The sequence below is a fragment of the Asticcacaulis sp. MM231 genome (assembly GCF_964186625.1).
Classification (GTDB): Bacteria; Pseudomonadota; Alphaproteobacteria; order Caulobacterales; family Caulobacteraceae; genus Asticcacaulis.
On sequence record NZ_OZ075110.1, the window covers coordinates 64,816 to 83,056 of the forward strand.

An 18,241-nucleotide genomic window follows, 5' to 3' on the forward strand; every position below is an offset into this window, starting at 1 on the left:
TGCTCCAGCGACCTTTCCCAGCAAACCTAAAAGATTGTCGGCTTGACTGACCTCCGGCCAGAGGTTTCAGTTATCGCCATCCGCCGAATTCCACATGCGAACTCGGCGGTTGCGGGGCGCCAGGAGCGCGCTCCGGTGTGCAACTGGCTAAGACGTGCAACGGGTTCGGATTCGCGGCTTCATTGTTCAACTCTTAGTCGATATGAGCAGGAGTCTGCGATGGCAGAGCAAGTTTCACGGGTTGGTGCGGCGCGTCCCGTCAAAAAAGGCGCCCATGCGGATACGGACTCCTACGGAAGCCTCTCCCCGGACGGCGACCGAAGTGTCTGGTTCAATGAGGATATTGAAGGGCCACATTTCCAGTGGCTGCCCCCCTGGGCAAAGCTGGCGGTCGGAAAATTCCACGACCGTATCCGGGACAGGAATTTCCCCTGCTTCTTCGCGCCAGCGGCGGACCGCCAAGGCACGATCGTCTATTCCTTCCTGAAAGGCACGAATACGGCGGCCGACATCGAGGCTCTCCTGGCGCAGATCGGCGACTATCTCCATGGCCTGAGGAGCCTTCCGGCTCAAAAGGCGGACATGACCGTCCTCGTCGCCTTCGTCATGCCGCCGGCGCGTCGCCAGACACTCGGCCAGTACGCGCGTCAGTCCTTCGATCTTCTGAGCGAACTCCATGCGCTCGATCCGGTGGATTGGCCGCTCCACATTCCGAAGGACCAGAACGATCCCAAATGGTCCTTCGCCCTGTTCGGCGAGGCGCTGTTTATCAATATCAGCACGCCCGCGAACGTAGTTCGCCGTTCCCGGAATCTGGGTGAGGGTCTCGTCCTGATCATTTCCCCGCGCGAGGTGTTCGATCGCATCGCGCCGGCAGGGGAGGCGGGCGACCGTGTCCGTGGAAACATCCGCCGCCGGTCCGCCGGCTACGACGGTCTCGAGACCGCGCCGTGGACGACGAACTACGGCATGGGTGGCCCTGGCGGCGAGCGTAAGCAGTACCTCCTGCCCGACGACAACGAGAACTCCATCGACCTCACGATCACGTACCGCGATTCCAAGCCTGGCCCGGGCAAGTGCCCGTTCGGTCATGGCTGATACCACCCAAGGCCCCGGCAGTGCATCGGTTTTCCGGAGCGCCGCCGAGGCCCACGCTCTTTCGAACAATCGCGGTCATTCCGCATCCTCTCATCAGGAGTAACGCCATGCTTACCTCCGCACAACACGCCAAGTTCCGCAAGGACGGCTATCTCTTCCTCCCCGGGCTTCTGCCGGCCGCTCTGATCAACGACCTAAGGCGCGAGTCCGAATCCCTCCTCGGCGCCGGTCCGAAGCGCCAGGCCTGGAACGAACGCGCATGCTTCCGGCGCAAGCCGTTTCGCGACCTGCTGACCGACGAGACCCTGATCTCGATCGTCCGCGACCTCGTCGGGGACGACCTCCAGCTTCTCGCCCTCGACCTGAGGATCGTCGGCCCGGGCGTTGGCCGTGTCGACTGGCATCGCGACACCAGTTTCGTGTGCGATCGCACCCTGGCGGTCAACTGCGCCATCTACCTGCAGGACACCAGCGAACGGCTCGGGCCCCTGCAGATCGTTCCCGAAAGTCACCGCAGCGAGGCCGAGCCATCGGCGCCGGACGAGACGCTCGCGGGCGGCGTAACGCTCCCCGGACCGGCGGGCTCCGTGGTCATCCACGACGCGGCGACTTGGCATACCGCCAGCCCGAACCGCACCGGCGACCGTTGCTGGATGGCCTTTCCCTTCTTCGGCAAATTCTGGATCAAGCGGATGGACCACTACTTCACTCAGCCCCTGCCAGCGGCGCTCACCCAAAGCCACGATCCCGTCATCCGCCAACTGGTCGGTGTCGAGCTCCAGCCCGGCGTCCGCAGCTTCCTGGGCGACAGCGCCGAATACAATCTGCGCGGCGAAGTCGGCATCGACTTCGAAGCCGCGTGAAGGAGAGATCACCATGGAAATCATGAGAGCCCAACGCCGCCACGCCGCTCGCGTTTTCGAACTGCTTGGAGAGTTCGCCAGGGCCGAGAATCAGCCCGTCCCGGACCCGACGCTGTATTTCAAGTTTCTCGATGACGGCTGGGGAGCCACGCCGCGGTTCGAGGCCTGGCTGGTGGTCATCGACGGGATTGAGGTCGCCCTCGCCCTTGCCTTCAATATCTACTCCTCCTTCCAGGCGAAGCAGGTTCTGTACCTCGAGGATCTGTTCGTAGTGAACTCCCGTCGCCGGCAGGGCATAGCCAGCGCCCTGGTGCAGCACCTTGCCAACAGCGCCATCGAGCGCGGCTACGCCCGCCTCGACTGGAGTTGCAAGGGTGATAATCCGGCCGCAAGCAGCCTCTACCGGAAGGTATGCGACCGGGAGCAGCCCAAGACCTCCTACAGTATCGTCACCAAACGGGAGCGAAATCCTACCGGCGACGCGGAAAAGCTTCTTCGCTGGCAGTCGATCTGCCGTAACCTGGTCAGCCAGGCCTGAGGCAGGACGGACCGTCACCTTTATGTGGCCGGAGCCATGGCTCCGGCCCATATGAGGAAAATCGACATGAACGCCAGCGATCTTCGCAGGACCACCATCGCCTTCGCCCCCTCCCGAACGAAGTCTATTGGCCGGTCGATCGCGCAGCCGCCTGCTGTTCAGATGCTATAGTCGCCGGACCGTTCCGATAGCGGTTCCGCCCCATCGTCGTCATCTGGCCGCGGAATCTTACTCAAAGTGCTACGGTAGGATTGGTAGACCTGATGCAGAGCCTTGAAAATCCCTGTGTCCAGCCGAAGGAATGATTTGTCGGGAGGTACGAAGTGCATGCCCTTTCCGTGTACCCCCTCAATGCAGAAGTAGAGCTCGATCTCCAGTTTCAGCAGATCAGGCGTGGGAACGACCTCCCGTTCGCAGAAATAGACTCTCAGTCGCTCGAGGATGGGACGCGCTCGCTCGCTGGCAGGGTAGTTTCGAATGCCGAGCGGGATGGGCAATAACTCGTCCAACCCGCAAGCCGCGGCGAAATTGATGCCGATCTGGATTTCGAGTTGATTGTAGAAGTTCCGCCTTTGGGCCACGAACGCCTTGACCTCCCTTTCCGTGGGCAGGTTGTCTAGGCAATCCGACAATAGAGCGACAGCCGTACGTATGTGGGCGGCGGCTTCGAGATGCAGACGTCTTTCCTCCGGAGGAGTGGGCAGCGCCACGAAATCCTGGCGAATGCTCGTGATCAGGGTGGCCGCGTAGAAAAGGTTCAGTGCGGCCAACTCGGACTTTCCGCGCAGGAGCCTAAGCTGGTGGCAGCCGTCCTTAAGGCGCCCCTGATGATAACGAATGCAGCCATTCAGAATTTCCTCGGCTCTTCGGAAATGTGCAGCCGCCAGGCTTTGGGTCTCCGTACGGGGAGAGGGGCTTATGGAGCCGATGTAGAATCTTTTTGATAGAGCGCAAAGGAAGAACGCCTCCGCCTGTTCATCGCTGCCCACGCGTGTCGCACCGCCAGGCAAGGCCTTCATCCACATCAGGCAAAGGTCGGCATATTCATCGGCCTCGCCCCATTTGGAGGAAACGAGCGCCAGCCAGGCGGCGAAGTAGAAGACGGTACTCGGCTGTTCGCCCAAAATCTCCCAATGAGAAGGCGTCAGTCGCTCCTTGCCGGCTTCCATGACGTCGTCCAGAATACCGCCCAATTGGCTTTGGCGGAAGAACGCTATCGGCACGCGGATATGACCCGGATCCGGGGATTTCCAGTCGCGAATGAATTGTTTGGCAAGCGGCACGGAATATCGCTCGCTTCCGGCAATCGCGCCGTCGATTTTCTTCTGGATATATTTCTTGACGGCCTGCTCGTAGGATGCCGGATCGTGATTGATCTCCGGCAGTTCCTGTTCGAGGCGGTAAAGCCGGGCGCGAACGTAATCGTCCGCCAGTCCGAGTGTCAGGCGCTCGATAAAGCGAAGGCCGTCCATCACTTCGTTCAGTGCCGGCAATGAATGCGGGCCACCTTCCTCTCTGATTTGGTCGGCCAGCAACTTGAGGTCGGGCTCCTGGCTGAGTTTTTTGCTTTCACCGAGGCGCAAGGGCATCGAAAGCCGGGTTTCCATGCGCCCCTTGGCTAGGTTCTCCGAAAAATAACGGCTTCGCGTGAAAACCAACGGGGACACGATCGTATTCACCGTCTGACGAATCTCCTGGAAGATCATGCGCACGTCGCCGCCGAGGGCATTGTCCGAATCAGCCATATTGATCATCGGCGTGTATTGGACGATGCGCCTCAGCGCGAACGGCAGGTTCTTTTTAAATATTGCAGATGAGGTGTACCAGCGCCGATAGGTATCGAACACGAGGTCGTCGGCGGTTATGAAGAGGACTGTTTCTCCCATATTGTCGGATTCATAAGCAGCGTGGAGTACGTGCGCGAGAGTACAGGCATCGGCTTCAAGCGCTTCTTCGGATCTCGGCTTTGTATAATTCTTTCGCTTTTCTTCCTTCTTGAGTTCCGCGAACCAGAACTCCTTGTCTTTCTTGAGGACGGAGCGCGGAATGTCGTATTTCTTGCCCAACAGACGGATATGATTGCTGATATTCGTCTCCATCAGCCGATTGAGCTGATCGACATTCTCTCGGAACCGGTCCTTGTCCAAGGCTTTCAGCAGCACACGGTTTGCGACGATGCTGGCGATTTCCTCGGTCTGAAATTTTCCCTGTTCGTTGTATTCCCTATGGTCGGCCTCGAGTAGCGCATGCGTCGCCGCGAGCGCCTTGACGCCGGCGACCGTCGGATTTTCGAGCACGGCCTTGGCCTTCTGAATAAGCGTGAACTGTTCCCTCACCATGGATTCATTGGAGTGGAGGCCGGTCCAGATGTCCCTCGTGATGCTAGTCAGCCGTCGGGCGTATTCGTGAAAATGCCATTCTGACATGTAGATGTAGCCATCGCCGCGGGCGCGAAAGCGGTTCGAGAACAGGAACTCGGTCGTTAGGCGAGCGGTTTGCCGCGGGATTGCCTTCAGCTCCCTCGAGTTCCAATTGGCTCAGCGAGAGCCAGTCGGTGGAGTGCAGGCTTGCCTGGGGGGCACGTTCGTCGTGTGGATCGATGAAGAGCTCGAAAATATTTGCATCGAAGACGATGACAGGCTCGGAATGATACTGGAAGTCGTGCTTTGCCTGAAGGCTGTCGACCATGTTCCGGTCGATGTCGAGACTTAGGTCGACCAGTTTCAGTTCGTAGCGAAGTATGCGCTCGACGTCCTTTTTCGAAAGATCGCTCATGAAACCGGTTCCCATGGTCCGGCCGGAAGCCCGACCAGGTCGGCCAGTTTTTCACGGGAACCCTCTTCCATGAACGCGCCGGAACGAAACATATGCCGGAGAAAATCATCCGTCTTCTGCTCTTCGGGGATCTCCTTGACTGTCTGAGGCTTGACTATCAAGAGGCCTGCTTCCTTGGCAAAGGCATGTAGCGGTATGAAAATAACGGACCGCCCCCTGCCGGTGAGCGCTATCCCAACGGCCTCGGTCACATCGCTTGTCTCATCGCGGTTCACCCGTGTGACCAGATGCCCGCGAACGCGATTCCTGAGCTCGCTTCCCTCTGGCAGCGTGTCCAGCTCGATTTCACCTACGTCGCGGACGAGGAGGGAAATGGCGCCGACCTTTAAGCGTATTGCCCCCTTCAAGGCGCGAATTTGACCAGACAAGCTCTCGGCTCCGCCGTTCACGATCTTCACGCCGGCGCCCAGCAACCTCAGATGGGATTTCGATTTCAAGGTATGAACCGGGACGTCGTCGGCATGGTCGCAGATTTCGAGCAGATCGCGCGAATCGACGCCGTTGGATGCGCCGGCGGGGGGGACCCAGTCGGGCTTCGAGGTGACCAGGACCACGGCCTTGCAGCAGCCGATTGCATCGACCGCCTTCACGACGGCGGCCCCGGACGCTCGGACACTAGGCGTCATATTCATCAAGGCCTCCTTCGGAAGCTCGTACGAAGATACCGCCGAAAAGCGACGCTATCTTGTTCACGCCGTATCGGCCGTCTCCCAGACTTGCCACGCACTGCTCGCAGACCTCACGGTCTGGCCAGGCTAGAGTGTAGGTATATTCCTCGTTGTCGGCGTCGATGACATAACGATCATCGATCTCCTCGAACATGGCTCGCACATAAGGTAATCGTCTGCCGAGATCCTTCGGTTCCGGGTCGTCCTGGCACAGAAGCCTTGGCTTATTCACCTCAAGTCGATCCGCCAGCATGATCTGGCGAAGCCTTAGGCTTTGCTGTTCGCGCACGTCGATGATGTTGGATCGTTCGGGTTCGGATCCGTGGCGTGGAACCAGGACGTTGTTCGAGTTGCTGACCACTCTTGCAAATTCCGAGTCGATCCAACTCGACAACTCGTCGGAATTGTAGCGGCCCTTTCGATACTCCAGCCGATTTTCCAGAAGCGCGTGGGCAACGAGGAGCTTGTGGATCGGCGCCGAGTTCGGACCAAACGGCGCGTCGAGGGGCGACACGAGGAACGCCCGTCCATTCAGCTTGATCTTGTTGAGCGACTTGGTCAGCAATTCGTTGACATGGGCGTAGATCGGATCGTTGTCGTCCTCGGGGGGCAAACGGAGCTTTTTGGCCTGTTCGACATAAACCATCTGCAGGTGGCGAGCGACGGCGCTGTCGGAATAGGCTGCGGCCGCATTCTCAGGGTCGCGCGCGACGATGGAGCGGGCCCACATCAATGCCTGCTGCTCGGCCTTCCGGATTTCCTCGGCTATCTTGGTCTTGAACAATGCTTCGGCGACGACAACCGTCAGCCAGCCATTCAGAAAGTCACCGTGCACCAGACGCAGCGCCTCGATCAGGCCGCCGTCTCCGCATCCTGTGATGTAGAACTTGAGCTTTCCGTCCTTGCTCTTGAGCGCTTCCTCCCGCTTCTCGATGAGCGTATCCGGATGCCAGTACGATACCGAAGTCCTTCTCGGCCTCGGCATTCTCGATGCCGTAGCCGGTCGCGACGATGACCAGGTCGAAGCTTAAGTCGGACTGCCAGTCGGGTGTTCCTTCGCAGCGCAGCCGTCCGTTCTTCGCGGAAAAGTTTTTCGTATAGTCGGTTATGGGGGCGTTCAGTGTAACCTTCAAAGGCTCGTGGGGCGGATTGTCATCCTCGCAATGAAAGGGTTCGAACGACTCCTCCCATTCATCCTTGATGTTCTGGATGATCTTGCTGCATGTCCCGGCGCACCAGTCGAATACGGGCAGGTTGGTGGAGTGGTGGGGTTGCTCCTGTGGCCATAGCGCGATCGACGGGTGAATCAGCCTGTGATCGGCATTGCTTTGTCTGCCCAGGATCTCCTTTCCGCCTTCGAACACGTGAACCTTGGCGCCGTAGTGCCGCAATGCCGCCGCCGCCATCAAACCGGCCAGTCCCGCCCCGACGACGGCGACCTTCAGGCTGGCAGCGTTGTGAAGCTTGCCGAAGAGGTTTAGGCCCGTAATGAGGTCTAGAGCCCTGTACTGCTGCGAAGCAAAGCTTACGCGCTGCGCGTAGGTCCCCACGAAGAAGCAATCGAGCTTCGTATGCAAGAACGCAGCTTCGAGCACCTGATGATGGTATTCAGTGTCCACGCCGGCCCCTTCGTCATGAATATGTCATGCTAGGCATAGTTTTGCTGAAATTTCAACCACTGCGACAGCATGGTCAGGATCATGTGTCCTAACTCTCCCAAGGTCTCCAGTCCGCAACATGGGCAACAAATTGCTTGATTGGATGAAAATCCAACCACAGATGGACGCCCCAGACATTGAGGATGACGCTGAGGATGAGCACGGCAGTGACGCCGCTCGTCAGGTACAATGCCAATTGATAACGCTTGCGCCGACGGGTCGTAATGACGATCAGATTTTCCAGGTGGGTGAATTTCTTGCTTTTGTATGAGGCGGCTGAGGAGGCCCAGATCGCGCTCAGGCACAGCATGCAGATGAACAGATAGGCCAAGAGTTCGAAGAGGAGCAGGACATCGTACTTTTCGTCGGAATGTCCGAACTGGAAAAGAAGAAGCGACGAGATCGCAACCATGATGGACACGTGAGAGAGGAGGGCGGAGGTCTTGTCATTCAAGCCTTCCGCGCCGCGTATGGCGGCCTGGCCCATCTCGGTTGCCGAGATTTCGACAGTGATGCGGGTGTACTCGAGACCTTTCTCTAGGTCGTTGTCCATCTGTCCCTGCCCGTCGCCGCCCTGCCGGCTACGATCCGCGCCGTACCGGTTGGGTGCTCATTCATTGAATCCAGGGCAAATAAACCACTCAATTTCCTCGGGTACCAGTTCGTGTAAATTTTTGGTTAACCATGTTGCGCAATTGCATCGCTTGGTGAGGCTGGTAGGGCGAACTCGATTTGGCTGTCACGCGTCGGCAGGGTCTGTCTCAGCGAGCGAACGGACGGACGATTTCCAGGATTCGTTTACGCTGCTTCGGGCTTTGTATCTTTGGAAAGGCCTCCGCGAGCTCGACATTCTGAAACAAAGACAAGTCGCATTTCAAACTGGAATCCGCCTACAATTTTTTTGTCTAGGCCGATTAGAGATGTCGCAGTTTGTGCCATTTAGAAATGTCACCGGTACCGTCAGTGGAGTAGGGCGGCGGGCGGCGCGGAGCTTTTCAAGCGAGCGCAGCGCCCGACCGTCGACCGACGCACTGGCGTTCTTTCGGCGAGTTTTGGTACACGCGCGAACGCGTAGCGGTTTTCTTTGCATGGGCTAACTGTTAGTTATTCTGTCTTCCATAAGGGGCGCTCATATGAAAACGGAAGATTATACCCCTGATGCCATTTGTGGTTCGCTTGGGATCGGTGTTTTCGATGAACCTTTCACCCGCGGTAGGCCAGGGCAACAGTTTCGTATGCTTCTCTGTCCATCGTTTGCACCTGAACTATCTATTACATTGACTGAAGTCACCGCTGCGTCGGGAAGTCCTCGAGGGCGAAGCGATGCTGAAATAACGACTGTGCTCTTGGTTGCCGCATCCCGCACACAAATCTGGACAATGGACAAGCCGGGGCTAGTGACTGTCGATCATGCAAAATCCGAAAATGCTTCGCTGACTCTCAAGGATTTGGAGCTCAAGTTCCGTGGTGCTCTCGCTGCGCCATCTCAGTCCGTGGTTACGTTGGATGGTATGCCAGTTTATGCAGTCTTGCGCAGGTACGGCAACTCAATTTTGGTAAGAGAAACTCCTGCCAAGGACAGCCCATTCGGAAAGTTTGTTGCTGAGATAGTGAATGTCGCCTTTTCGGTATCTGACAACATCGGTTGCCAGAATGCGTTAGCCCACGCTGGATGCTATGTGGGCCTCGATCTACCTGTTGAAGCGGTTCCTGAACCAAAACACTCAACGCAGGTAAGTGTTATCGGCGTGCCTGATGATCAAAACGAATTACTAGCTGCTTTGGCCGCAGTAGCTGGTCGTCAGACGCGCAATTAGGCTTACCGGCGTGCTGGTTAGCCCAGGCTGAACATGTGCTTGGTCTGATCACGCCGCTTCGGGCCCTTGCTTGTGCGCATGCCCGGCGGCTCGGTTTACTGACTCTGGCGGATCAGGGCGAGGAGGCCGCCCAGCCGCTTGTTCTCAAGCACTGCAGTCTCAGTGACACGTCGCAGCTTGTCGAATGTGCGGTAGGGCATGCTGGGGCCTTTGTAGCGGACCTCCAACCAACCATCGGGGAAATCCACGACCTCGACCCGCTGGCCGATCGCGGCCTGGGCGAACTCGGACGGTTCGATCATGAAGAGGATGTTATCGTACTGTAGCGTCAGGGACTGCGAAAGGGTTCTCTCGGCACGCCAGGTGAAGGCCTCGTCGAGCCGATCCCTGGGCGTCATGGGCCGGTGGAGATCCTTGTCGTTGAATGGCGCCTTGGCGAAACGGGCATTGTAGTCGGCCATGAAGGTCGGCAGGAAGGCGTTGCCAGCCTCCATGGTGCAGATGCCGGCGAGCCGAAGCTCCTTCACGAGCCGGTCTTGCAGGGTCTTGTTGGCGCGCTCGACGCGGCCCTTGGCCTGGCTGGAGTTGGCGCAGATGATTTCGATCGTCAAGGCCTTCAGCGCGCGACCGAACTGAGTCATGCCGTCGCCATGAAGCCAGGCGGCCTTGTTCACTCGGAAGACGGCATGCTTGTCGGTGTAGAAGGCTATGGGCTTGCCGTGCTCCTCCAGATACCGCTGTGTGGCGTTGAAATAGGCGAAGGTCGACTCCGACTGGACGAACTGCAGGTGCATCAGTCGGCTGGTCGCATCATCGATATAGACGAGTAGGGTGCACTTCGGCCCGCGTTTCCTTGAAATCAAACCGCCGGCGCCTTGCAGCCGGTAGCGCTTCAGCAATCGCCAAACCTGTCGTTCGCTGATCCCAAGCAGGGGTTTTCGGCCGAACCGTGCAAAAAGTGACGATAAACAACCTTCTGATTTTGCATGATTATTCGGGATGGTCGCGCGACAAACCTTTGAAAATATTAGAAAGTCAGGCTTTCGACCGGATAGCGCCCAAACCGGCCACTTCCGACTAAGGCCCAAATCGATCATGATCTTCAGACCTTTGACCCAGATGCTTCTCGAACCAGGCCACTGTCCGGTGCAGTGAATCAAGTTGATCTTCACGCTTGGTCAGCCCATGCCCCTCGTCAGCATAAATGACGGTTTCGACGATTGCGTTCTTGGCACCAAGTGCCGCTTGTAACTGTTTTGCCTGGGCGACAGGCACGCGCGTATCCCTTTCGCCTTGCAGAATCAGCAACGGCACATGAATATTGTCGACGTAAGATATTGGTGAAGCATCTGCGTAAAGCTTCCCATTTTGTTCTAGCTCTCCCAGTAACGACGTGATGAAGGCCTTTAGAGAAGGATCTGACGCCGTTGCCATGGTACGCCAGTCAATGACCCCGCACGTTTCTACCGCAGCAGCAAAAGCATGCGGCGCCTTGCCCAAGGCCATAAGCGCCAGGTAACCACCGTAAGAGCCTCCGGAAATACCGACACGATTAGGATCGACATAGCCGCTGGCCACCAGAAAGTCCTTCGCCGCGAGTAAGTCTTTTAAGTCGCCATTACCAATGTCGTGGACATTCGCCCTCTGGAAAGCCGTCCCGTATCCAGTTGACCCGCGATAATTGGGTTGTATTACAACATATCCGCGGCTGGCTAAGACTGTCGCCTCCGCGCTGAAGCCGTCCTGCGCTTGTGACGTCGGACCGCCGTGTGCAATGACGACGGCCGGTGCACGACCGCGCCGCTCCAAATTGAACGGCATGGTTACAATTGCGCTAACTAGAGTTCCGTCGAAGCTGCGATACGTCACGATCGTTGATTTAGGTAGGACTGACCGATTCAGACTACCCATCGCGAGGTTGGTTATTTTTCGTAACTGCATCTTGCGGATATCAACGGCGTACAATTCCGTCGGCTCATCGGCCCCGGATCGGGCGACAAGCACCTGCCCTGAATCCGAACTGAAGGCATTCTGGGGTGCAGCGCGGCTCTGTCCGGGAGGGATCGGTAAGGGAGTTTCCTTCATGGCCGCAATGTCGATCACGCTGAGGAACGAACGCCCATCGACGACCGTTCTCAGTAGCATCTTGCGGCCGTCTGGTGATATCTCGCCGGCCTTTTGCTCCCAGGGCGTCGGCTGGGCCCATCGGAACTCGCGCGTCGCAATATCGTACACCGCTGCACGGTTACGCCCAGTACCGTCATTCGTAGTGATCGCAATATACCTGCCATCACGGGAGGCTCCACCGGCCTCAAAAATGGTGTCAGGCTTAGCGAGAATGGGAGTTTGCCTGCCGGTATCCCGATCGACAGCGAACACCCCGGTTTCCGTTCCGGCCGCGTTGGCTCTTTCAGCAATCAGTGTCTTCCCATTCGACACCCAGGCAACCGGGCTCCAGCGAAAAGTAGGGTCGGGTTCGGAAACAAGGGGGCGGGTCGCCAAGGTTCGAAGATCGATGAGGGCAAGTTCGACTTGGGCCTGCGCGCGCCCTTTTGTCGTCACAACGGCGATCTGCCCGCCGGGTGAAATCAGCATATCAAATTCGCGGACATCGGCAGTCGTCGTGATGTTTTTTGCAGGTCCACCCGCGGTCGGTACCGCCCATATATCGTACATCTCATCGCCGCCGTGGTCCTGGAGGTAGTAAAGCGTGCGTCCGTCCGGCGACACAACCAGTCCCCGTTGCGCTTCGTCGGACTGTGTCAGTTGGCGAGGCCAGCTTCCGGCCAGTTCTGTGCGCCATATATTCATCCTTCCTGTCAGAATTCGTGGTGAGAAAGACCTCCCTGCCGTCAGGGCTCCAGACAGCGGACGACAAAGAACGCGTAAAGACAGCGTCCTCAATTGGAATGGGGTAGGCGTCCGGATGGCTAGTACTTTGGAGCACGAGAGGATTCGTGACCGCCCGCTCAGGCGTGGCGATTTGGGCCGCAGCTGTTGTAGAAAGTTGGCATGCAAGTCCAACGGTCAAACTCACCAACGCAAACTTCAAAACGGCTCGGCGTGTTGTGACGAAATCCCACTCGATCATAATCAAACTCCATATATACGAAGACTATCGTACGATTAAATTCGTAATTGTCAAATGATGCGGTCGGTCAAGTGCTGCGGCGTATTAGGACCTACGAAAATTATCGTTGACGATCTACGAAGGTCATCGTACGTGTCTTGCGTAGATCTGGAGGCGGATATGTTGCGCGCTAAATTCAATCTGGCTGTTTTGAGCGCGCTGGCTGTTCCGGCTCTGGCGCAACCCGTCGGTGCCGAACCATCGATCTGTCCGCCGTCCGTTGCGATGTCGGGCGCGTTCGCGCCCCAAGGCATCGATACGTCGACGTTCAATCGCACGTTACACCCTGGCGACGACTTCTTCGCCTACGCCAACGACGGCTGGGTCAAGGCTACGCCGATCCCGTCGGACCATTGGGACTATGGGCAAACCGACATTCTGGGCGCGACGGTCGATGCACAGATCAAGACTGTTATAGTCGAAAGCGTCACCCATCCAGGCGCACACGGCACCCCGAGCCGGCAGGTCGCAGATGCCTATGCCAGCTTCCTGGACAGCGACGGCATCAAGCGGACCGGATTGGCTTCGGTAAGACCTGAATTGACGCAGATTTTGTCCAGCCGAACGCCGGATGAGGTGGCGCGCTGGATGGCCGACCCGACGTCGAGTTCGCTCTTCGCCATCAACCTGTTCCCCGCCGACGGTCAATGGCGCGTTCATCTCGATCAGCAAAACCTCAGCCAGCCGATGCTTGGACTCAACCGGGATGACTACGGTCGAGAAGACGCTGCCAAGACGCGCACCGCCTATCAGGCCTATATTGAGGAACTGTTTGAAAAGGCAGGCGTGGACGCCGCCGCCGTCCGCGCGGTCCGCGTCGTCGCGCTCGAAACCGCGATAGCAGCCAACCAATGGGAATTCAACCGGTTGCGCGACCGCCGCGCCAACTACCATCCGATGACGGTTGAAGACCTCACGCGTTACGCCCCTGGCTTTCCGTGGCGCGCCTTCCTGAAGGCGCGCGGCGTCGGAAAGGTCAAGGACATCGTGCTGGGCACCGACACGGCGGTTCAGGCGCAAGCCCGCCTCTTTACCGCGACGCCCCTGGATGACTGGAAATCCTATCTTGCCTTCCACTGGCTGCAAAACCAGATCGATGTCCTGCCTGCCGCGTTCCGGCAAGCTAGCTGGACCTTCTACGGTCAGACCCTGTCGAACGCAAAGTCTCCGCCCAGTCGGGAAGAGGTTGCCTCGCGCCTGGTCAACACGTCGCTGGGACCGCTGATCGGACGCCTCTATGCTGATCGATATGTGAGTCCCAAGACAAGAACCGCCGCGCAAGGGATGATCGACTATCTGCGAACGGCGTTCGACGAACGGCTCGTCAACGTGACCTGGATGGATGACGCTACACGCAAAGAAGCACGGGCCAAGTTGGCGCACGTCTCGTTTAAGGTCGGATATCCCACCTTGTGGCGGGACTATTCCCGCGTAGATATCCGACGCGGTGACGCCGCCGGCAATTTGCGCCGCATAAGACAGGCCGACTGGGCCCATCAGGTGCGACGGCTGAACCCGAACATAAAGGACGAGCCGTGGTATCAAACACCGCAGACCGTCGATGCCAGCTACAGCGTCCTCTACAACGCGATCGAACTGCCGGGCGCCTACCTTCAGGCGCCCTATTTTGACGCAGACGCCGACCCCGCAGCTAATTTCGGCGCAATCGGTGCGATCATCGGTCACGAACTAGGGCACGGTTTCGACGATCAGGGCATTATCTACGACGGCGAAGGCCGTATGCGGGACTGGTGGTCGAAGGACGCTCTCGAACAATTTTATACCCGGACTGAAGCGCTGGTTGACCAATACAGCGCCTTCACCCCCTATCCCGGCCTGCACCTCGACGGCCAGAAGACGATCGGAGAGAACATTGCGGACCTATCTGGGGTATCGCTCGCCTACCGCGCCTATCATATGTATTTGCAGGATCATCCATGCGTGGGCCGGGTCTCTATGGACGGACTCACAGGTGACCAACGCTTCTTCCTCGCGTGGGCGCAGGTATGGCGCTATCAAGCGCCGGAGAGCGCCATACGCTGGCTTATCAAATACAACCCGCACGCCCCCGCCCAGTATCGCGTAAACGGCGTGGTACAGAATTTGGATGCCTGGTACGCGGCCTTTGACGTCAAGCCGAGCGACGCGCTTTACCTGCCGCCGGAAAAACGCGTGCGGATCTGGTAATGCTTGGAGGCCCAGCAGTACGGCATGGCTACTGCTTTCCAGGCACGTCGCATTCGGCTCCTGTTGGGCAAAGGACATTCCGTTACGCGATCGTTAACTCGCCGCGTGAGGGGAGGGCCTCGGCCGGACGGAGCCACGCCTCCACTTCGTGGCGGCGACCCGGCTGGCCATCTCATCGGCCGCGTCTTCTTCGGAAAACCAAAATGCTTTTGATTGTCCGACGGCGCCGATCCGACCCGACCCCAATGGCGCTCGATGGTGAACTCGCCAAACAGAGTTGGCTTGACGTCTATTTCGTACCAGCGCGCCATGTTTTTCTTCGGACCGCCCCGCGTCATTCGAGTCGCCGTTTTATAGCAATCCAAGTGCCAAAGAGAGACAATTTATATCATTGAATGGCCTCGGTCGTCAGGAAAGCGTAGAGGTCGTCGGTCGTTTCGCCGTCTTTTACCTTGCGCACAGATGTCCATTGCGGCGTCCAGATGCCGGCAAAGAAGAAGAGGGGGCTTGGTCTTTTGCAAGCTGCACCAGACGTTCCGCGGCATCACTAAGACCCCTGATCCTGACGGACACATATTCCTCCCTGGAATTGTATCGAACTCTACTCGCGGCAGCTTGAACTCTCACGAGGGGGGTGAAGTCTAGGATGTGCGCGAGCGCTGAAGACAGGCCTGGTCGCACCACTGTTGCGATGCTCTATGTATTTTTTGGACCCAAAAAGTACAGTCGAACGGGTCAAACTCGCCTGGCGGCGGGTTGTCGCTGCGTTTCAGGACCAGGGGAGGCTTTTGTAAAATCCTCGCACGCGTTCATAGGCGTCCTCGAATTCTGGTAGCGTCCCAATTTCAAGCTTCAGGGTGTCCCAGTCGTGGCGGGATCTCGCCCGGGTTTCCTCGTCATCAAAGGAGTTGATCGTGGGCTCGATATTTCGTGACCGCGATTTTTCCACAAAGGTCTTCAGTATCTCTGCTCTGAGTTTTTCATCGGGAGCATGCTCCGCTACCAACCTGTCAATGTCCTGACGGCGATTTCGGTCACGTTCCTTCTGCTGCAAAACCGAACGAAGTTTTTCAGCTATCAGCTCGGACAAGCTATAAGCCCTTAGCTCGGCGCCACCGGTTAGTTCCAGGATCTGAAAATAATTCATGATCTCGTTGAAGGAGATGTCGACCTCGATCAGCCGGGGCACCTTACCGTCGTTCAGGGTCTTTTCCTCGTCCGTGCCACGGACCGCGAAAGCAATCTTGATCTTCAGGGCCGGGGCCTCGGCGGTTTCGAAGATCTTCTTGGGCTGCTTTTTTATGGAATGAACCTTCAGGATAAGGTCCGTATAGCCTAGCCGGGCTGCAACACTCGGGAATGCTGAATTTAGAAGGGCCTCAATTCTCGCATCGACGGTCATGTCTGGATTCAACCCGGCGGTAAGGTCGATGTCCGCGGTCTGCCGGGGACTGCCGTAGGCGAGGCCCATCAGGATACCGCCTTTCAGGTAGAGCTCCTCATTGAGCGGGTGGGTTGAGGCTATTGCGTTCAGGGTAATTTCAATTGCCTGCCTTTGACGAAATGTCACAGGGTCGGCCTTGGCCTTGTCGACCCAAGCGGCAACGTCGATTTCCACGTGGGTGTCAGACATTCAGTGAAAGCATCCAAACTTCGGAATGATCCGAGACAAATTCACGGTCCGGATCAAGCTTCCTTGAACTTCCCCGCTACTCAAGGCCTTCCATTTTTCCACCTGATTATGGACCAACCGCATACGCTCTTCAAGGATATAGCCTGCCCGGACCTTCGCGATATCGGTCCGCGCCGTATCAACAGCCTCGATTATCTCGTTTAGATAGGTACGCGCATGTTGCTGCCAGACGTCGAGAACGTGGGTCATGCCCCCGCAAAGGTCGGGTTTCTGCACCATGTCCAGGAAGGTCTGTCCGATGGTGGCAACGCGAACCTCGCTGCTTCGGTCCTTCACGTACGCGCCCGACGTCTTCGAACTCATACATTGTGAGAGGCCGACCACGCACCTCATGCGGGTGGTTGATTATCTTCATCGCGAACGGGTTTTCTTCCGCAGCTTCGGTTAAGGCGCTTTCACGTAGGTGCAATTTTTCTTTGAGCGTCGACCTGTCGGGACGTGACATTATCAGGCTTTCAGGATGGCGATCCGTAAGCCCCCATCGCTGCATGGCAGAGAGATGGGACACATAACAAAATTCATCGACCAAGGAGGCAATGTCCTCAGCGGGCAGGTCCGGAACGCTCAGAATCCGCAGAACCGATGGTCCGTAATCCGGATCCGACGCGATCTTGCCGTTGTCCTTCAGGCTGTCTCGCAGCCGGAATGTGTCTGCTTGGGCCGGTGTGTGGCTGCGAAGATAAAGTTTCTTGTCTGTCGGCTCGGTGTACAGACGCCAGACCAGTCGATGAAATTCGAATATCGAAAGCACCGGCCGGTTATGGACATGAAGCAACTCGACAAGATGCTTGCCGGCGTGAGTTAGCTTGTCCGAGAAGGGCGTCGGCAGTCGCTGGGCCATAGTTATTGGTGATCCGATTTATAAGCGTCCTAAGGACGCTTATAAATCGGATCACGGGAGAAGTCAAGAAGCGCTGTCCAAACGAGCAATCGGCTTGACTTCTATAAAGTACCTATTATATACGTCCTAAGGACGTATATAATAGGTACTTCTGGGAAGTTTGAAGCATTCCGTTAGTTGGCTCCTGAAAACGAAGCATATTAACCTGCGTTGCGGCAGAAGGCGCGCAATGAAATGAAGCGGATTGTCATCGACATCAATTGCTTCGAGCACCCGGATCTTTCGAAAATTATCTGTCAGGCTCGTCTTCTGCGATGCACGCCTTCGGGCTCGATCCCCAACAAGTACCAAGGTCAGACCGTCTGGTCGAGCAAGAAGGTCCGGAAATCGCGAATGGGCCGCCACAGGCCTGCCGCGTTGGCGACATAGTGCTTGCAGGTCAGGACGACCTTCTGCTCTTCGCCGAAGCGAAGATAGTCCCTGTGGGCTTCGGACCTGACCGACATGGCGGCGGGACCTACGCCGCCTGTTGAGATGAGCAATGCGCCCTTTCGACCCTCGCGAATTGCCGTCTCCAGGCATGCGGACGCCTGCGTGGAGCCGACGTTTCGGGCGCGCCAGTGCTTGACCTCGATATTGTACCAATGAACGTCATCGACCAGTATGTCGCAGGCGACAATGTCCCGACCGCCATCGCGTGCCGGCACCACTGGATGAAGGCATAGAGGGCGTTCTTACGCGACTCGATGGTCCCGGCGGCATAGTTGCGCGTCTGCAGGGCCTCAAGATAGCGCTCCATCAAGGCCACCAGCCCCTGCGGATCGTCGCCGCCTGGCAAGGGGGGATTGCTCCGGCCGGTACGGGTCTTGGTCCGGCTGGCGGCTTTCGATGTGCCTGCCTCGATCTCGGCCGC

At 57.7% G+C, this 18,241-nt stretch carries 16 protein-coding genes and 1 pseudogene; 5 read left to right on the plus strand and 12 right to left on the minus strand.

Annotation, left to right across the window (positions count from 1 at the left end):
* The first annotated feature begins 219 nt into the window (after positions 1-219).
* The 3 genes from ABQ278_RS19670 to ABQ278_RS19680 all read left to right on the plus strand — a co-directional run bounded on the left by ABQ278_RS19670 (position 220) and on the right by ABQ278_RS19680 (position 2,499).
* On the plus strand, positions 220-1,098 hold the full coding sequence (locus ABQ278_RS19670; RefSeq protein WP_349322721.1) for a YqcI/YcgG family protein: 879 nt from the start codon (positions 220-222) through the stop codon (positions 1,096-1,098).
* 107 nt (positions 1,099-1,205) lie between these two features.
* A complete protein-coding gene (locus tag ABQ278_RS19675) occupies positions 1,206-1,961 on the plus strand; it encodes a phytanoyl-CoA dioxygenase family protein (protein WP_349322722.1) in 756 nt (251 codons plus the stop codon).
* A 13-nt stretch (positions 1,962-1,974) separates the two neighbouring features.
* Positions 1,975-2,499, plus strand: coding sequence for a GNAT family N-acetyltransferase (locus ABQ278_RS19680; RefSeq protein WP_349322723.1), 525 nt, complete (start codon positions 1,975-1,977; stop codon positions 2,497-2,499).
* Positions 2,500-2,657: 158 nt separating this feature from the next.
* Here the strand turns inward: ABQ278_RS19680 and ABQ278_RS19685 are convergent, their stop codons facing one another.
* The 5 genes from ABQ278_RS19685 to ABQ278_RS19705 form a co-directional block, all read right to left on the minus strand.
* Complete coding sequence (locus ABQ278_RS19685; RefSeq protein ID WP_349322724.1) at positions 2,658-4,925, minus strand: hypothetical protein; 2,268 nt, start codon at positions 4,923-4,925, stop codon at positions 2,658-2,660.
* Positions 4,882-5,274, minus strand: a complete 393-nt coding sequence (locus tag ABQ278_RS19690; protein ID WP_349322725.1) for a hypothetical protein — start codon at positions 5,272-5,274, stop codon at positions 4,882-4,884. The genes ABQ278_RS19685 and ABQ278_RS19690 overlap by 44 nt, the downstream gene beginning before the upstream one ends.
* Complete coding sequence (locus ABQ278_RS19695; RefSeq protein ID WP_349322726.1) at positions 5,271-5,966, minus strand: hypothetical protein; 696 nt, start codon at positions 5,964-5,966, stop codon at positions 5,271-5,273. The genes ABQ278_RS19690 and ABQ278_RS19695 overlap by 4 nt, the downstream gene beginning before the upstream one ends.
* Positions 5,967-6,826: 860 nt before the next feature.
* Positions 6,827-7,492 (minus strand): FAD-dependent oxidoreductase, encoded by a 666-nt coding sequence (locus ABQ278_RS19700; protein ID WP_349323053.1) that lies wholly within the window; start codon positions 7,490-7,492, stop codon positions 6,827-6,829.
* A 217-nt stretch (positions 7,493-7,709) separates the two neighbouring features.
* Entirely contained in the window at positions 7,710-8,213 is a 504-nt protein-coding gene (locus ABQ278_RS19705; RefSeq protein WP_349322727.1) for a hypothetical protein, read from the minus strand.
* A 580-nt stretch (positions 8,214-8,793) separates the two neighbouring features.
* Between ABQ278_RS19705 and ABQ278_RS19710 the strand changes: the two genes are divergently transcribed.
* A complete protein-coding gene (locus ABQ278_RS19710; RefSeq protein WP_349322728.1) occupies positions 8,794-9,477 on the plus strand; it encodes a hypothetical protein in 684 nt (227 codons plus the stop codon).
* 95 nt (positions 9,478-9,572) lie between these two features.
* Here ABQ278_RS19710 and ABQ278_RS19715 read toward each other — a convergent pair whose 3' ends face one another.
* Together ABQ278_RS19715 and ABQ278_RS19720 are read right to left on the minus strand one after the other, a co-directional pair.
* Positions 9,573-10,376, minus strand: a complete 804-nt coding sequence (locus ABQ278_RS19715) for an ISNCY family transposase (RefSeq protein ID WP_349322729.1) — start codon at positions 10,374-10,376, stop codon at positions 9,573-9,575.
* 178 nt (positions 10,377-10,554) lie between these two features.
* Positions 10,555-12,207 carry a S9 family peptidase gene (locus ABQ278_RS19720; protein WP_349322730.1) on the minus strand — a complete coding sequence of 551 codons (1,653 nt, stop codon included), beginning with the start codon at positions 12,205-12,207 and terminating at the stop codon, positions 10,555-10,557.
* A 520-nt stretch (positions 12,208-12,727) separates the two neighbouring features.
* Here ABQ278_RS19720 and ABQ278_RS19725 point away from each other — a divergent pair.
* Positions 12,728-14,794 (plus strand): M13 family metallopeptidase, encoded by a 2,067-nt coding sequence (locus ABQ278_RS19725; RefSeq protein WP_349322731.1) that lies wholly within the window; start codon positions 12,728-12,730, stop codon positions 14,792-14,794.
* On the opposite strand, the gene ABQ278_RS19730 is transcribed toward ABQ278_RS19725, so the two are convergent.
* The 5 genes and pseudogenes from ABQ278_RS19730 to ABQ278_RS19750 form a co-directional block, all read right to left on the minus strand.
* On the minus strand, positions 14,758-15,132 hold the full coding sequence (locus ABQ278_RS19730) for a WGR domain-containing protein (RefSeq protein ID WP_349322732.1): 375 nt from the start codon (positions 15,130-15,132) through the stop codon (positions 14,758-14,760). The genes ABQ278_RS19725 and ABQ278_RS19730 overlap by 37 nt on opposite strands.
* Before the next feature lie 62 nt (positions 15,133-15,194).
* A pseudogene (locus ABQ278_RS19735) lies at positions 15,195-15,327 on the minus strand (SOS response-associated peptidase); the annotation flags it as partial.
* 236 nt (positions 15,328-15,563) lie between these two features.
* The gene (locus ABQ278_RS19740; protein ID WP_349322733.1) at positions 15,564-16,427 is read right to left on the minus strand and encodes a nucleotidyl transferase AbiEii/AbiGii toxin family protein; all 864 of its coding nucleotides are present in this window, start codon (positions 16,425-16,427) and stop codon (positions 15,564-15,566) included.
* Positions 16,428-16,605: 178 nt separating this feature from the next.
* The gene (locus tag ABQ278_RS19745) at positions 16,606-17,328 is read right to left on the minus strand and encodes a hypothetical protein (protein WP_349322734.1); all 723 of its coding nucleotides are present in this window, start codon (positions 17,326-17,328) and stop codon (positions 16,606-16,608) included.
* Between the two features lie 353 nt (positions 17,329-17,681).
* Positions 17,682-18,035 (minus strand): hypothetical protein, encoded by a 354-nt coding sequence (locus ABQ278_RS19750; RefSeq protein WP_349322735.1) that lies wholly within the window; start codon positions 18,033-18,035, stop codon positions 17,682-17,684.
* Between the last annotated feature and the right edge of the window lie 206 nt (positions 18,036-18,241).

What these genes read in the sequence shown, in the direction of transcription:
- ABQ278_RS19670 (WP_349322721.1), top strand. Translation starts at nt 220, where the DNA reads ATGGCAGAGCAAGTTTCACGGGTTGGTGCGGCGCGTCCCGTCAAAAAA.
- ABQ278_RS19675 (WP_349322722.1), top strand. Translation starts at nt 1,206, where the DNA reads ATGCTTACCTCCGCACAACACGCCAAGTTCCGCAAGGACGGCTATCTC.
- ABQ278_RS19680 (WP_349322723.1), top strand. Translation starts at nt 1,975, where the DNA reads ATGGAAATCATGAGAGCCCAACGCCGCCACGCCGCTCGCGTTTTCGAA.
- ABQ278_RS19685 (WP_349322724.1), bottom strand. Translation starts at nt 4,925, where the DNA reads ATGTCAGAATGGCATTTTCACGAATACGCCCGACGGCTGACTAGCATC.
- ABQ278_RS19690 (WP_349322725.1), bottom strand. Translation starts at nt 5,274, where the DNA reads ATGAGCGATCTTTCGAAAAAGGACGTCGAGCGCATACTTCGCTACGAA.
- ABQ278_RS19695 (WP_349322726.1), bottom strand. Translation starts at nt 5,966, where the DNA reads ATGAATATGACGCCTAGTGTCCGAGCGTCCGGGGCCGCCGTCGTGAAG.
- ABQ278_RS19705 (WP_349322727.1), bottom strand. Translation starts at nt 8,213, where the DNA reads ATGGACAACGACCTAGAGAAAGGTCTCGAGTACACCCGCATCACTGTC.
- ABQ278_RS19710 (WP_349322728.1), top strand. Translation starts at nt 8,794, where the DNA reads ATGAAAACGGAAGATTATACCCCTGATGCCATTTGTGGTTCGCTTGGG.
- ABQ278_RS19725 (WP_349322731.1), top strand. Translation starts at nt 12,728, where the DNA reads ATGTTGCGCGCTAAATTCAATCTGGCTGTTTTGAGCGCGCTGGCTGTT.
- ABQ278_RS19730 (WP_349322732.1), bottom strand. Translation starts at nt 15,132, where the DNA reads ATGACGCGGGGCGGTCCGAAGAAAAACATGGCGCGCTGGTACGAAATA.
- ABQ278_RS19740 (WP_349322733.1), bottom strand. Translation starts at nt 16,427, where the DNA reads ATGTCTGACACCCACGTGGAAATCGACGTTGCCGCTTGGGTCGACAAG.
- ABQ278_RS19745 (WP_349322734.1), bottom strand. Translation starts at nt 17,328, where the DNA reads ATGGCCCAGCGACTGCCGACGCCCTTCTCGGACAAGCTAACTCACGCC.